Here is a 13,335-nt window from a genome sequence, read left to right as displayed (position 1 = left end):
CGGTGACCGCCGCCGCCGCCCTCTTCCACCGCCTGACACGGATCGCCCGAGGGACGGGTATCGCACTATTGTTCCTGATCGTTGCGTTGTGCCTGGCGATCACGATCGTCCCGCCCTTCCTCGACCGCATCTATTATCGCGGGCCGGCAGGCAGCCATTATGACGGCTCGCGCTTCTTCAATCCCGATGGAGAAATTGGCGCGCCCGCGCCGCCGGGCACCGGCAGGCAGGGCTTTGTGCTACGTTGGTTGCTTGGGCGTGATGACCGCCCGCGCTGGCCCGACGCGATCGCGGTAAAGCCCACCCGCCCCGCTCCGTTCGCAGCGCCGCGCGGGATGGTCGCAACGTGGGTGGGTCATGCGACGGTGCTGGTCCAGGCGGCCGGGCTCAACATCCTGACCGATCCGATCTGGTCCGACTATGCCAGCCCATTTCCGCCCTTCGGCCCCCGGCGAGTAGCGCAGGTCGGCATTCGTTTCGGCGACCTCCCCCGGATCGACCTGATCGTCATCAGCCATAACCATTATGACCATATGGACCTGCCGACCCTTAAACGGTTGTGGGAGCGGGATCGGCCACGGATCGTCACCAGTCTCGGCAACGACACGATCCTGAAGCAGGCCGATATTCCTGCGACGGCACTGGATTGGGGCCAATCTGTCAGCGGGGCGGCCCTGAACGGCCTTGCACCCGATGCGGTGGTGCAGTGCGGCGCCTATGAACATTGCCCCGACTATCGCGTGCATGTGACGCGCAACCATCACTGGGGCAGCCGCTGGGGCACGGATCGCAATCGCGCGCTCTGGTCGAGCTTCGTCATCGAGACACGGGCGGGCAACATCTTCTTTGCAGGCGATACCGGCGCGGGCGACATGGGATGGCCTTATGAGGCGCGCCGTTTCGGTCCGATCCGGCTGGCACTCATACCGATCGGGGCGTTCCGTTTCTGGAGGGGGCAGATGCAGTCGGACGCACATATCGGGCCGCTCCAGGCGGTCGAAGTGTTCAAGCGCCTCGGCGCATCCACCGCGATCCCGATCCACTGGGGCACGTTTCGTCTGTCCTACGAGCAGTGGGACACGCCGCCACGGATGCTGAAGCTCGCTTTGCGATGCGCGGGCATTCCCGCCCGGCGCTTCGCCCCGTTGCGGATCGGACAGGCGCTGAGCGTGCCCGTCTTCAGTCCGGTCCCGGCTGAAACCCGGCGATGCGACGAGCGCGCGATCCGGGCGCTGGACTGACGCGACTATCGAGAAGCGGGGCAATCGCCAACGCGTCGTCCGCTAAGGTCGTGGGTGGTGCGCAGAACGGGCTTGCCGTCCTCCATCTTGGTCATGGTGGTGCCGAGCGTCAGCGTTTCGGCGGTATAATTGCCCTCTACCGCGATCTCGGACGTGCCCTTCCCCGCCTTGCAGCCCAGTGTCGCGATCAGGCGCCCCTTGCGCGCCATCTTGTCCTTGTAGCTGCACCCACTGCCTTCATCCCCCGCAATCGCGTCGGCGGAGGGCAAACCGTCCTTGTCGACGGAGATGCAGATCTTTTCCTCACCGATCTGCTTTAACGCCTTTTGATATTCGGCGGGTGTGACGGTCGGCGTGTTATACCCGGTGGTCTTGCGCGCCAGTTCCCACTCGCCTGCCTTCATCAGGACAGGCTTTTCCTCTTCCTGCGGCGCGGGCGCGGGATCGCCGCCACATGCCGCCAGAGCCAGCACAGCCGTCAGCGGCAGCGCCGCGACCATCGTCCTAATCATCATGCCTCTCCCTTGCCCCTGTCCCGGAACGTGGCAGGGAAGCTCTACCGTGGCACGGAAAAGCGCAAGCGAATTCAGCGGCGTCGATGGGTCGGCGCATGGAAATCCGGTGGTTTGTCCGCAATCCACGCAAGAAAGCGGGCCACCGCGGGATGCGCCCGCAAAGCCGCCGGGTCGCCATGGAAACGCGCCAGTTCGGCATTGCCGAAAGACGCGTGGATCGCACGATGGCAGATGGGGTGCACGGGCTCGACAGCGCGGCCACCCCGGCTTTTGGGCACCGGATGATGCCATTCCACGCGGCGTCCCAAATCGCGTCCGCACAGCCAGCAAGCTCCGGCTTCACTCCGCCTGTTCAGGATCGCCCCCATACACCGGCGATCTTGCCATTCAGCGGCGTTGGACAGCGTTGCGCATTTACGGCCGCTTGTTGCAGGTAGATGCCACCCACTTCCCTTCCGATCGCGCCGTCATCGCCATGTCGCGGGGGCCATCCCGCATCTTCATATCCATGTCGATGGCAAAGCTTTCCGGCGCGTAGGTGCCGCTCATCGCGGCGTTCATCGTGCCTCCGCCATTCTTGCAGGACAGCTGCCCCTTCACCCTGCCGCCCGACACCGAAAAATTGCCGTAGGTGCAATCCTTGTTCTCCTGGCCTGAAAACATGTCGCCGCTGGGATTGGCCGCCTGTTCCGGCGTGACGCAGTAACGCAGCACGTGCTGGCTCATCATGCGCTTCATCTCTGCCTTCACGCCGTCCGGCATCTGCGGCATGTCGATATCCTGGATCGCAAAGCGCCCTTCCCACTGGCCGGGCTTCAACTGCACCTTGTCGACCTGCGCCTTGACCTCGGCCTTGGACATGGCGTCCGTCGCGGCGATGTCGTCCGCCTTGTCGCCGGGTTTCTGGGAGCATGCGGACAGGAGCGTGGCCAGGGCCATGATCGTCCAGACGGTCGTACGCATCGCTTGTTTCTCCCGGTTGCACCCCTTTTGCCGCCACACCATATCAAGGCGCGATGGCAATTCAAATTCGCACCGATCTGTCCGAGCCGGAAACCGGCCAGAACTTCGTCCCGCATCGTCCGGCGCGCCCGGAAAAGAGCGAGGGCGGGAAGCGTTTCCAGCTGATGAGCGAGTATGCGCCGTCCGGCGACCAGCCGACCGCGATCGCGGAACTGGTCGCAGCTGCGCGGCAGGGCGAGCGCGATCAGGTCTTGCTGGGCGTCACCGGATCGGGCAAGACCTTCACGATGGCCAAGACCATCGAGGCGTTGCAGCGCCCGGCTCTGATCCTTGCGCCCAACAAGATTCTCGCCGCCCAGCTCTATGGCGAATTCAAGAGCTTCTTCCCTGAAAACGCGGTCGAATATTTCGTCAGCTATTACGACTATTACCAGCCCGAAGCCTATGTGCCGCGCTCCGACACTTATATCGAAAAAGAATCGAGCGTGAACGAAAGCATCGACCGGATGCGCCATTCGGCGACCCGGGCGCTGCTGGAACGCGACGATGTCATCATCGTAGCGTCGGTGTCATGCCTTTATGGCATCGGGTCGGTGGAAACCTATTCGGCCATGACCTTCTCGATGAAGAAGGGCGGGGTCGAGGACCAGCGGGAGATCATCCGCAAGCTCGTCGCGCTTCAATACAAACGCAACGACGCGGGCTTTGCGCGCGGCAATTTCCGGGTGAAGGGCGACAATCTCGAAGTCTTTCCCAGCCATTACGAAGATACCGCCTGGCGGGTCAGCTTCTTCGGGAACGAGATCGAGGATATCGTCGAGTTCGACCCGTTGACCGGCAAAAAGATCGCCAGCCTCGATTATGTGAAGGTCTTCCCCAACAGTCACCATGTCACCCCCGGCCCGACGCTCAAACAGGCGATGGAAGCGATCCGGTTCGAACTGGCAGAACGGCTCAAGGAACTGGTGGCGGAGGGCAAGCTGCTGGAGGCGCAGCGATTGGAGCAGCGCACCAATTTCGATCTGGAAATGATCGCCGCGACTGGCAGCTGCGCGGGAATCGAGAATTACAGCCGCTTCCTGACCGGTCGCCTGCCCGGCGAGCCGCCGCCGACGCTGTTCGAATATCTGCCCGAAAACGCGCTCCTGTTCGTGGACGAAAGCCATCAGACCGTGCCGCAAATCGGCGCGATGGCGCGCGGCGATCATCGACGCAAGATCACACTTGCCGAATATGGCTTTCGCCTGCCGAGCTGCATCGACAACCGCCCGCTCCGCTTCAACGAATGGGACGCGATGCGGCCACAGACGGTCAGCGTGTCGGCAACGCCCGGTCCGTGGGAAATGGAACAGACCGGCGGCGTCTTTTCCGAACAGGTCATCCGTCCCACCGGGCTCATCGACCCGCCGGTCGAGATCAAGCCGGTCGAGGATCAGGTCGACGACCTCATCAACGAATGCCGCAAGGTCGCGGCGCAGGGTTATCGAACGCTCGTCACCACGCTTACCAAGCGGATGGCCGAAGACCTGACCGAATTCATGCACGAAGCGGGGATCAAGGTCCGATACATGCATTCCGACGTGGAGACGCTGGAGCGGATCGAGTTGATCCGCGATCTGCGGCTGGGTGTCTATGACGTGCTGATCGGCATCAATCTGCTGCGTGAGGGGCTCGACATTCCCGAATGCGGGCTGGTCGCGATCCTCGACGCGGACAAGGAGGGCTTCCTGCGCTCCGAAACATCGCTCATCCAGACGATCGGGCGCGCCGCGCGCAATGTCGAGGGACGGGTCATCCTCTATGCGGACCGGATCACCGGATCGATGGAGCGCGCGCTTAACGAAACGTCGCGTCGGCGCGAAAGGCAACAGGCCTATAATCTGGAACACGGCATCACGCCGACCACGATCAAACGCGACATCGGCGACATCATCGCTCATGTCGCGTCGAGGGATCAGGTCACGGTCGACACCGGGCTGGACGACCGCGCGCACATGGTCGGCCACAATCTGCGTGCGTATATCGAGGATCTGGAGAAGAAGATGCGCGCCGCCGCCGCCGATCTCGAATTCGAGAAGGCCGGGCGCATCCGCGACGAAATTCGCAAGCTGGAGGCGGAAGAGCTGGGACTGCCCGCCGATCAGCAGGTTGCCGCACCGCGCGGACGGGCGACCGAGGGCAAGCCGGGTACGCGCAAGCTGCGTTACGGAAAGGTGCAGAAGAAATTCGGGCGCTGACGCACATAGCCCGAAATCCTCAACCCTTGTAGAGTGCGTCCAGTCGGTCCTCATAGACCCTGCGGATGACGTGCCGACGGATCTTCATCGAGGGCGTCATCTGCTCATTTTCGATGGTAAACGGCTCGTCCGCCAGGATAAAGCGCCGCACGCGTTCGATGACGGACAGGTCCGCGTTCACCCTGTCCACCGCCGCGCGCAACGCCGTCATGTAGGCGGGATTTTCAGCAACACTTCCCGGCGCGATCCCATGAACCTGCGCCCACTCCCGCGTCCATTCGGCGTCGGGTACGATCAGGCCCACCAGATAGGGCCGCCGGTCACCATGGACCATTGCCTGGCCGATCTCGCTCTGGAGCGTCAGCATCCCTTCGACCTTTTGCGGTGACACATTGTCGCCCTTGTCGTTGACGATCAGGTCCTTCTTGCGGTCGGTGATGCGGATGCGGCCCTTCGCGTCGAATTCTCCGATGTCGCCGGTGTGGAGCCAGCCGTCCTTGAGCGCCTTTTCCGTTTCCGCCGGATTACGCCAATAACCGTGCATGACGAGTTCACCGCGCACCAGAATTTCGCCGTCTTCCGCGATGCGAACTTCCACCCCGTCGAGCGGCGGACCGACCGTTTCCATCGCTATGCCAGCCTTGGGCCGGTTGCAACTGATGACCGGCCCTGCCTCGGTCTGGCCATAGCCCTGCAACAGCGTCAGCCCCATCGCATCGAAAAACAGGCCGACATCGGGGTTGAGCGGCGCGCCGCCCGACACCAGCGCCTTCATGCGACCGCCAAAGCGGGCGCGGATTTTCGGCACCAGCAAGCGGGACAGCAGCAATTTCATCGGCGCGTCGAGGATGCTGCCCTTGCCGGCCTGCTCCTTGGCTGCGATGCGCATCGCCTGGCCCAGAAGATAGGCGGGAAATTTCCCCTGTTTCTCGATCGCCTTCATGATGCGGGCGCGCAATACCTCAAAAAGGCGGGGGACGACGACCATGATGGTAGGGCGCGTCTCCTCAATATTGGAGGCGAGCTTTTCCAGCCCCTCGGCATAATAGATCTGTCCGCCGATCAGCATCGGCAGAAACTGCCCGCCACTATGTTCATAGGCGTGGGAGAGCGGGAGGAAGGAAAGGAACACTTCATCGGCAATGCCGAAATCCTCGTTCACCACGGCCGCGGCCCCCTCGCAGTTGAGGAGGATCGCGCCATGATGCTGCATCACGCCGCGCGGCGCACCGCCGGTGCCGCTGGTGTAGATGATGCAGGCAAGGTCGCTGCGCTGGGCGATCTGTGCCGCCGCGCACGCGGACACGTCTGCCGGGTGGGCGGCGATGAGGTCGCTCCAGAGGTGACAGGCCGACGTGCCCTGCGCGCCGCGCAGCGGCTCCATCCCGATGACGAAGCTCGCCTGGGAGCGGACGACGGCAGGCATCAGCGCCTGTGCCAGCTTGGCGGTCGAGACGATGACCGCGCGTGCGCCGCTGTCGGTCAGGATATGCTGATGATCGCGCGTGGTGTTGGTCGTATAGGTCGGGACCGTCACGCAGCCCGCCGCCATGATGCCGAGGTCGGCGATGCAGAATTCGGGACGATTCTCGCTCACCAACATCACCGGGTCGCCGGGACGCAGCCCCTGCGCCTTCAGCGCGGCCGCCAGTGAAGCCACCTGCCGCGCGACCTCCGACCAGGCGAGCGGTTGCCACTGCCCCGCTTCCTTGCGCCACAAAAAGGGAGCGTCGCCTTTTTCGGCGGCGCGCGCGAAGAACATGGTGACGAGGTTGGGAAATTTCTCGATCGCCTTCAAGGCTCGACTCCTGCGGTGTTTCCGGCGCGTCTGCTGCGCGGCCTGCGATGCACGACGCTATAACCGCGCCTTGCCGTAACGGCCATGCCTTTCGGGCGCGTGACGTCAGTCGAACAGGCCGTCCTGAATATTGGCGGGAGGATTGAGGCCCAGATGTTTCCAGCCCGGGCCGTTGAGACAGCGCCCGCGCGCGGTCCGCGCAATAAGGCCCAACTGAATCAGATAGGGTTCGATCACTTCCTCGATGGTGTCGCGTGCCTCCGACAGGCCGGCGGCAAGCGTTTCCACACCCACCGGGCCGCCCCTGTAGATATCCGCGATCATCATGAGATAGCGCCGGTCCATGAGATCGAGGCCGAGCTGGTCGACTTCCAGGCGCTGAAGGGCGGCATCGGCGACTTTGCGATCCACGGTAGGCGCACCTGCCACGCTTGCGAAGTCGCGCACGCGGCGCAGCAGGCGACCCGCAATGCGCGGCGTTCCGCGGGATCGGCGGGCAATCTCGACCGCGCCGTCGGAGGTGATGGGCAGGTCGAGCAGGCGGGCGGCGCGGCGGACGACCAGCTCCAGTTCCTCGACCGTGTAGAATTGCAGGCGGACGGGAATGCCGAAACGGTCGCGCAGCGGCGTCGTGAGCAATCCCTGACGCGTGGTCGCGCCCACGAGCGTGAAGCGCGGCAGATCGATGCGGACGGACCGGGCCGACGGTCCTTCGCCGATCATGAGGTCGAGCGCGCGATCCTCCATCGCGGGGTAGAGCACCTCCTCGACCGCCGGGTTCAGGCGATGGATTTCGTCCACGAAGAGCACGTCGCCTTCGTCGAGGTTGGTGAGCAGTGCGGCGAGGTCGCCCGACTTGGCGATCACCGGTCCCGATGTGGCGCGGAATCCCACGCCCATTTCCTTGGCGACGATCTGCGCCAGCGTGGTCTTGCCCAATCCCGGAGGCCCGAAGAACAGCACATGATCGAGGGCATCGCCGCGTGATCGCGCCGCCTGGATAAAGATACGCAGGTTTTCGCGCGCGGCCTGCTGCCCGACAAATTCGTCGAGCGATTTGGGCCGCAGCGCGGCATCCACATCCTCGGGACGGCGACCGGGCGTCACGAGGCGGTCGTCTTCGTTCACTTCGCCGCCTTCCGCAGGGCGAGGCGGACGAGCGCGTCAAGGCTGGCGCCGTCGCCCAACTCATCCTCGGCGGCAGCGACCGCGCTGCTGGCTTCGGCGGGTTTGAAGCCGAGATTCTGAAGCGCGGAAAGCGCGTCGGCGCTCATGCTGCCGACCGGCATCGCTACCGCGCCCCCGGCACCCACCGGCCCCCCGGCGGGGGCAACGCCGATCTTGTCCTTCAGTTCGTTGACGATGCGCTGCGCCAGTTTCGGACCGACACCGTTCGCGCGCGCGATCATCGCCTTGTCCCCCATCGCCACCGCCCGATGCAGTTCCAGCGGTTCGAGCGCCGAGAGGATCGCCAGCGCCACACGCGATCCTACGCCCTGAACATGGGTAAGAAGACGGAACCAGTCACGTTCCTCGGCGCGGGCAAAGCCCACCAGCCGGATCGAATCCTCCGCCACCAGCATTTCGGTGTGGATGGTCACCGCTTCGCCTACGGTGCCGAGCGCCGCCAGAGTGCGGGAAGACGCCCCCACATGATAGCCCACACCGCCCACGTCGATGATGGCATGGTCGATACCCGTGCTGTCGAGCAGCCCTTTCAGTTTCGCGATCATCGCAGCCACCCCCTGGTCATGGTCTGTTCTTTACAGCCTGTTGCACCACACGCCAGCAGAAAGCGCGGCACATTTCGGCGGCCCATGCGTAGTGCAGCGCAATCTGTTTCAAAATCCAAGGATTTGCCCATGCCGACGATGAGTGCGCCGCTCCTGACCCCGAGGGATTTCCAGTTTCCCGCCATCAGCCTGTCGGGGAATGTCGATCAGTCGATGTATCTGCATTTCCGCAGCGCCCTCGCCGGTGCGCCGCAGGAAGGGGTTGTGGTGGTGGAGATATCGACCCTGGGCGGCGACCCCGAAATCGCGCGCATGATGGGCGAGGACATTCGGTTTCATTCGGACCTGTGCCCGCAGCGCAGGCTGGTCTTCCTAGGCAAGACTGCCGTCTATTCGGCAGGCGCGACCTTTATGAGCTTCTTCGCGACGGAAAATCGCTATCTGACACGGGGAACGCGGGTGATGATCCACGAACGGATCATTACCAAAACAATCAACCTTTCCGGCCCGCTCAGCACCTGCATCGCGACATTGAAGGCGAGCCTGCACGAAATTCAGTGTTCCATCGAAATCCAGAATGAGGGATTTGAAAATCTTGTCATGGGGTCGGACATCACTGTCGACGAAGTGATGCAGAAGGCGCCGGAAAACTGGTATCTGGAAGCCAATGAGGCGCAGGCGCGGGGGTTGGTTGCGGCAGTGTTGTAAAAGCCTTGCCAAGCGGTCCGATTGCGCCTTTCATCCATCGCGATGCGCACATCCTCCCTTCTGCCCTGGCGCTACGGACTATTCCTGGTGCTGCTGGCTCTCACCATGCCTTTTGCGCTGCTTCTGCCATGGCATGAGGCGGTGATGGCGGGGTTCGATATCGCTGCACTCGCCTTCATCGGTTCGGTCGCCCCGCTGATCGACGCCAAGCCTGACGAAATGCGGCGCAAGGCGGCGGCAAACGATGCGAACCGGCAGTTGATGCTGCTGATGACGGGGATCGTATCGCTCGTTATCCTGGTAGCGGTGGGCGCGGCGGTGAGCCAGCATGGCGGGCCGGACGCAGCCTCCATCGCGCTGCTGCTGGCGACATTGCTCATCGCATGGATTTTCTCCAATCTCGTCTATGCGATGCATTATGCCCATGTCTTCTATCTGCCCGATGCGAGGGGACATGATGGCGGCGGCATCGATTTTCCCGAGACGAAGGAACCGGGCTACTGGGACTTTCTGTATTTCGCCTTCACGCTGGGGATGACGTTCCAGACCTCGGATGTGGCGATGACCAGCACCGCGGTGCGGCGAGCAGCGCTGTTCCACTGCTTCGCTGCGTTCCTGTTCAACCTCGGCATCCTCGCCTTCACGATCAACGTTCTGGGCGGCGCGGGCTAGCCGTGGCTCCATCCCAGCCGGTCGGGCAGGGGCATATTCACGCCGTCGATGCGCAGCGAAAGGGCGGTGCCGTCCACCACCTCGCCCACCGCGATGGCTCGAACCGGCGGAGCGATGCCACGCGACAGGGCGAAGAGCAGTTCATAATCGTCGCCCGCCTGTGCCGCCGCCATCTGGATCGCGACGCTTGCCCCCCTCGTCTGTTCCATGGCGGACGACAGGGGGATATGGTCGATGACGATCCCGACCCCGCTCGCCTGCGCCATGCGCGACGCGTCGATCAGCAGGCCATCCGATACGTCCATCATCGCATCGACGAGCGGTGCCAGCAACGCGCCCTCGGCCAGACGCGGGCGAGGCCGGCGATAGGCTTCGACCAGCGGACCGGACGCGCCCGGATCGTCGCGCAAGAGGTCGAGGCCGACACCAGCGTCGCCGACCGGCCCCGTCACATAGAGCCGATCCCCCGCCCGCGCACCCGATCGCGTCGGGACGATGTCCGGCGCCTCGCCGATGGCGGTCAGGCTGTAGCTGCGCGCCGAACCCAACGGCATCTTCACCGTATCGCCGCCGACCAGCGGCATGGCATATCGGTCGAGCGCGGCGTGCAGGCCGTCCAGAAAAGCGGCATCCCATGCCCCTTCGCCCGACAGGCTGTAATTGAGGAGGCATGCCACAGGCCGCGCGCCCTTGGCCGCCAGATCGGAAAGGTTCACCGCCGCCAGTTTCCAGCCGATATCCTGCGGCGGATCGTCCGGCAGATAATGGACCCCCTCCACGATCGTGTCGCTCGTTAAGACGAGTCGCGCATCGGCAACCGTCAGCAAAGCGACATCGTCCAGCAACCCCCGCGCCGCGTCGTGAGTCGCCCGGCTGCGCAGACGTGCGAGAAAATCCTGTTCATCCGCCATCATAGGCAGCTTTTAGGGCATGGCAGCGGCCAAGGCCATGCGCGATGACGGCGGCTCGGTTGCGGATGCGCACGATCATGCCGCCACGCCCGCCGGGCCGATGTCAGGCGCGCACGTCCTTTGCAACGCCATCGAGCAGACCGTTGACGAATCCCGCCTCGCGCTTGTCGTAGAAGGCGTGAGCCACATCGACATATTCGCTGATGACGGTGCCGGTTCCCACATCCTTGCGGGCCAGCAATTCGTAGGTCCCCGCGCGCAGGATCTGCCGCATCGGCTTGTCGAGCCGTTCCAGGCTCCATCCACTCGAAAGACGCGCAGCGATCAGCGCGTCGATCTCCGCCCGGCGCTTGTCCACGCCGGTCACGACATCGTCGAAGAAAGGCTCTTCGGCCTGCGCGTAGGTGACATCCTCGATCGTCGCGCCAAGGCGATGCTGATGGAATTCGTGCAGCAGAATGTGGACGGGCGTTCCCTCCATCTCGAGCTGGTAGAGCGCCTGCACCGCGGCAAGGCGCGCGGCGGAGCGGGATTTGGAGCGATCGTTCATGCGCGGTCCCCTACTCCGGTCTCAGCACAGGCGCAACGCCACCGACGCGGCATGGGCAGGCAACCCTTCCGCCCCGGCCAGAGCGACTGCCGCAGGGCCGATCGCGCGAATCGCGTCGGCGTCGAGGCTGAGGAAGCTCGTGCGCTTCATGAAATCGAGCACGGACAAACCGGAGGAAAAGCGCGCGCGGCGACCGGTCGGCAGCACATGGTTGGGGCCTGCGACATAATCGCCCACGGCTTCGGGCGTCATGCGCCCCAGGAAAACCGACCCGGCATGGCGCACTTGCGCGAACAGGGCGTCGGGATCGTCCACCGCCAGTTCCAGATGCTCGGGCGCGAGCCGGTCTACCAGCGGCATCGCCTCCGCGAAATCGCGCACGATTATAATCGCGCCGTTGGCGTCCCAACTCGTGCGTGCGACCGCGCTGGTGGAAAGGGCCGGAATATGCCGTTCGACCGCCTGCTCCACCGCATCGGCGAAGGCCGCGTCGTCGGTCAGCAGGATCGACTGGCTGGTGGGATCATGCTCCGACTGGCTGAGCAGATCGGCGGCGATCCAGTCGGGATCGTTCCGACCGTCGGCGACGACCACGATCTCCGAAGGTCCGGCCACCATGTCGATGCCGACGACGCCGTAAAGCTGCCGCTTGGCTTCCGCGACCCAGGCATTGCCGGGGCCGGTGATGACATCGACCGGCCTGATGCGCCCGGTGCCGTAGGCAAGCGCGGCCACCGCCTGCGCCCCGCCGATGCGCCAGATTTCCTCGATCCCCGCGATCTGCGCGGCGGCAAGGACGAGCGGGTTGATCTCCCCCTTGGGCGTTGGGGTCACCATCGCGATGCGCCGAACTCCGGCCACTTTGGCCGGTATCACATTCATCAACAGCGAGCTGGGATAGGCTGCGCGCCCGCCCGGTACGTAGAGGCCGGCGGCATCGACGGGGGTCCAGCGCGCGCCCAGGCGCACGCCGGCACCGTCTACCCCGTCGCTGTCCTGCGGCTTCTGCTTCTCATGATAGGCCGTGATGCGCGCGGCGGCGAGTTCGAGCGCATCGCGCAATTCGGTCGAAACGGTATCGAGCGCAGCGCGGGTTTCCGCTGCAGTGACCGCCCATCCGCTGCTGTCGAGATCATGACCGTCGAACCGCTGCGTATAGTCGGCAAGCGCATCGTCCCCTTCCGCCCGCACGCGCCTGAGGATCGCGGTCACGTCGCGGGAGACGTCCTCGTCCGCCTCGCGCCGCGCATCGACCAGCATGGTGAAAGCCGCCGAGAAGGCCGCGTCCCTCGTATCCAGCCTAAGCGGCATTTTTTACCCCCACGGCGGCACGAAAACCCTCGACCAGCGGTGCAAGGTCGGCGGACCGCATCTTGTATGCGGCGCGGTTGACGATCAGCCGGGCGGAAATCTGCATGATGACATCCGTTTCCACGAGGCCATTGGCCTTGAGCGTGGCGCCCGAGGACACGAGATCCACGATCCGTCGCGACAGCCCGAGCGAGGGGGCCAGTTCCATCGCGCCGTTCAGTTTCACGCACTCCGCCTGAAGCCCGCGCGCTTCGTAATAGCGGCGCGTCAGGTGCGGATATTTGGTCGCGACGCGCACATGGCTGAGCGCGGCCTGATCCTCCTCAGCCAGTCCTTCGGGTTCGGCGACCGACAGGCGGCAATGGCCGATGTCGAGGTCAACCGGCGCATAGAGCTCGGAATAGCCGAACTCCTCGACCACGTCCGATCCCACGATGCCGATCTGCGCCGCACCATGCGCGACGAAGGTCGCCACGTCGAACGCACGCACACGGATGATCGACACGTCCGGCCGGTTGGTTGCAAAGCGCAGCGCCCGGCTTTTCTTGTCGTGGAATTCCGCCTCCGGTTCGATACCGGCCTTGGCGAGCAGGGGCAGCGCCTCTTCGAGGATGCGCCCCTTGGGAATGGCGAAAGTGAGCGGGCGATTCATAACCCCGCGCACTTAAGCGCAGGGGCCGCAAAGGGCAAGCTGCG

Annotated in this window: 14 protein-coding genes; 4 read left to right on the top strand and 10 right to left on the bottom strand. The window is 64.3% G+C overall.

The genetic code is table 11. From position 1 onward, the window contains the following. Positions 1 to 2: 2 nt before the first annotated feature. Positions 3 to 1,241: an MBL fold metallo-hydrolase gene (locus DI606_RS02610; RefSeq protein ID WP_293979545.1), complete on the top strand. Its 1,239-nt coding sequence runs from the start codon at positions 3 to 5 to the stop codon at positions 1,239 to 1,241. Positions 1,242 to 1,246: 5 nt separating this feature from the next. Here DI606_RS02610 and DI606_RS02605 read toward each other — a convergent pair whose 3' ends face one another. The 3 genes from DI606_RS02605 to DI606_RS02595 all read right to left on the bottom strand — a co-directional run bounded on the left by DI606_RS02605 (position 1,247) and on the right by DI606_RS02595 (position 2,719). Continuing rightward, on the bottom strand, positions 1,247 to 1,753 hold the full coding sequence (locus DI606_RS02605; RefSeq protein ID WP_293979605.1) for a DUF3617 domain-containing protein: 507 nt from the start codon (positions 1,751 to 1,753) through the stop codon (positions 1,247 to 1,249). 74 nt (positions 1,754 to 1,827) lie between these two features. After that, positions 1,828 to 2,124, bottom strand: coding sequence for an HNH endonuclease (locus DI606_RS02600; protein WP_293979544.1), 297 nt, complete (start codon positions 2,122 to 2,124; stop codon positions 1,828 to 1,830). A gap of 46 nt (positions 2,125 to 2,170) precedes the next feature. Further along, positions 2,171 to 2,719 carry a DUF3617 domain-containing protein gene (locus DI606_RS02595; RefSeq protein WP_293979542.1) on the bottom strand — a complete coding sequence of 183 codons (549 nt, stop codon included), beginning with the start codon at positions 2,717 to 2,719 and terminating at the stop codon, positions 2,171 to 2,173. A 53-nt stretch (positions 2,720 to 2,772) separates the two neighbouring features. Here DI606_RS02595 and uvrB point away from each other — a divergent pair, with 53 nt between their 5' ends. Next, on the top strand, positions 2,773 to 4,956 hold the full coding sequence (gene uvrB / locus DI606_RS02590; RefSeq protein ID WP_293979540.1) for an excinuclease ABC subunit UvrB: 2,184 nt from the start codon (positions 2,773 to 2,775) through the stop codon (positions 4,954 to 4,956). Between the two features lie 19 nt (positions 4,957 to 4,975). Here uvrB and DI606_RS02585 read toward each other — a convergent pair whose 3' ends face one another. The 3 genes from DI606_RS02585 to ruvA all read right to left on the bottom strand — a co-directional run bounded on the left by DI606_RS02585 (position 4,976) and on the right by ruvA (position 8,487). Continuing rightward, positions 4,976 to 6,718 (bottom strand): long-chain fatty acid--CoA ligase, encoded by a 1,743-nt coding sequence (locus DI606_RS02585; RefSeq protein WP_293979604.1) that lies wholly within the window; start codon positions 6,716 to 6,718, stop codon positions 4,976 to 4,978. 141 nt (positions 6,719 to 6,859) lie between these two features. Next, the gene (gene ruvB, locus DI606_RS02580; protein WP_293979539.1) at positions 6,860 to 7,882 is read right to left on the bottom strand and encodes a Holliday junction branch migration DNA helicase RuvB; all 1,023 of its coding nucleotides are present in this window, start codon (positions 7,880 to 7,882) and stop codon (positions 6,860 to 6,862) included. Further along, the gene (gene ruvA / locus DI606_RS02575; protein WP_293979537.1) at positions 7,879 to 8,487 is read right to left on the bottom strand and encodes a Holliday junction branch migration protein RuvA; all 609 of its coding nucleotides are present in this window, start codon (positions 8,485 to 8,487) and stop codon (positions 7,879 to 7,881) included. Before ruvA ends, ruvB begins: the two co-directional genes overlap by 4 nt. A 138-nt stretch (positions 8,488 to 8,625) precedes the next feature. Between ruvA and DI606_RS02570 the strand changes: the two genes are divergently transcribed. Together DI606_RS02570 and DI606_RS02565 are read left to right on the top strand one after the other, a co-directional pair. Further along, positions 8,626 to 9,195 (top strand): peptidase S14, encoded by a 570-nt coding sequence (locus DI606_RS02570; RefSeq protein ID WP_293979603.1) that lies wholly within the window; start codon positions 8,626 to 8,628, stop codon positions 9,193 to 9,195. 42 nt (positions 9,196 to 9,237) lie between these two features. Continuing rightward, positions 9,238 to 9,867: a DUF1345 domain-containing protein gene (locus tag DI606_RS02565; protein WP_293979601.1), complete on the top strand. Its 630-nt coding sequence runs from the start codon at positions 9,238 to 9,240 to the stop codon at positions 9,865 to 9,867. Here the strand turns inward: DI606_RS02565 and thiL are convergent. The 4 genes from thiL to hisG form a co-directional block, all read right to left on the bottom strand. Then, a complete protein-coding gene (thiL, locus tag DI606_RS02560; protein ID WP_293979600.1) occupies positions 9,864 to 10,778 on the bottom strand; it encodes a thiamine-phosphate kinase in 915 nt (304 codons plus the stop codon). The genes DI606_RS02565 and thiL overlap by 4 nt on opposite strands. Before the next feature lie 103 nt (positions 10,779 to 10,881). Continuing rightward, a complete protein-coding gene (nusB, locus tag DI606_RS02555; protein ID WP_293979535.1) occupies positions 10,882 to 11,328 on the bottom strand; it encodes a transcription antitermination factor NusB in 447 nt (148 codons plus the stop codon). Positions 11,329 to 11,349: 21 nt separating this feature from the next. Then, positions 11,350 to 12,639 (bottom strand): histidinol dehydrogenase, encoded by a 1,290-nt coding sequence (hisD, locus tag DI606_RS02550; RefSeq protein ID WP_293979533.1) that lies wholly within the window; start codon positions 12,637 to 12,639, stop codon positions 11,350 to 11,352. Further along, a complete protein-coding gene (gene hisG / locus DI606_RS02545) occupies positions 12,629 to 13,291 on the bottom strand; it encodes an ATP phosphoribosyltransferase (protein WP_293979532.1) in 663 nt (220 codons plus the stop codon). Before hisG ends, hisD begins: the two co-directional genes overlap by 11 nt. Positions 13,292 to 13,335: the final 44 nt, after the last annotated feature.

Origin of the sequence: Sphingobium sp., from assembly GCF_003248505.1 — a bacterium.
Classification (GTDB): Bacteria; Pseudomonadota; Alphaproteobacteria; order Sphingomonadales; family Sphingomonadaceae; genus Sphingobium.
This window is presented reverse-complemented; position numbering and strand designations above follow the sequence as displayed.

Coding starts and splice junctions, on each gene's coding strand:
- DI606_RS02605 (WP_293979605.1), bottom strand. CDS start 1,753: ATGATTAGGACGATGGTCGCGGCGCTGCCGCTGACGGCTGTGCTGGCT.
- DI606_RS02600 (WP_293979544.1), bottom strand. CDS start 2,124: ATGGGGGCGATCCTGAACAGGCGGAGTGAAGCCGGAGCTTGCTGGCTG.
- DI606_RS02595 (WP_293979542.1), bottom strand. CDS start 2,719: ATGCGTACGACCGTCTGGACGATCATGGCCCTGGCCACGCTCCTGTCC.
- uvrB (WP_293979540.1), top strand. CDS start 2,773: ATGGCAATTCAAATTCGCACCGATCTGTCCGAGCCGGAAACCGGCCAG.
- DI606_RS02585 (WP_293979604.1), bottom strand. CDS start 6,718: ATGTTCTTCGCGCGCGCCGCCGAAAAAGGCGACGCTCCCTTTTTGTGG.
- ruvA (WP_293979537.1), bottom strand. CDS start 8,487: ATGATCGCGAAACTGAAAGGGCTGCTCGACAGCACGGGTATCGACCAT.
- DI606_RS02570 (WP_293979603.1), top strand. CDS start 8,626: ATGAGTGCGCCGCTCCTGACCCCGAGGGATTTCCAGTTTCCCGCCATC.
- DI606_RS02565 (WP_293979601.1), top strand. CDS start 9,238: ATGCGCACATCCTCCCTTCTGCCCTGGCGCTACGGACTATTCCTGGTG.
- thiL (WP_293979600.1), bottom strand. CDS start 10,778: ATGGCGGATGAACAGGATTTTCTCGCACGTCTGCGCAGCCGGGCGACT.
- nusB (WP_293979535.1), bottom strand. CDS start 11,328: ATGAACGATCGCTCCAAATCCCGCTCCGCCGCGCGCCTTGCCGCGGTG.
- hisD (WP_293979533.1), bottom strand. CDS start 12,639: ATGCCGCTTAGGCTGGATACGAGGGACGCGGCCTTCTCGGCGGCTTTC.
- hisG (WP_293979532.1), bottom strand. CDS start 13,291: ATGAATCGCCCGCTCACTTTCGCCATTCCCAAGGGGCGCATCCTCGAA.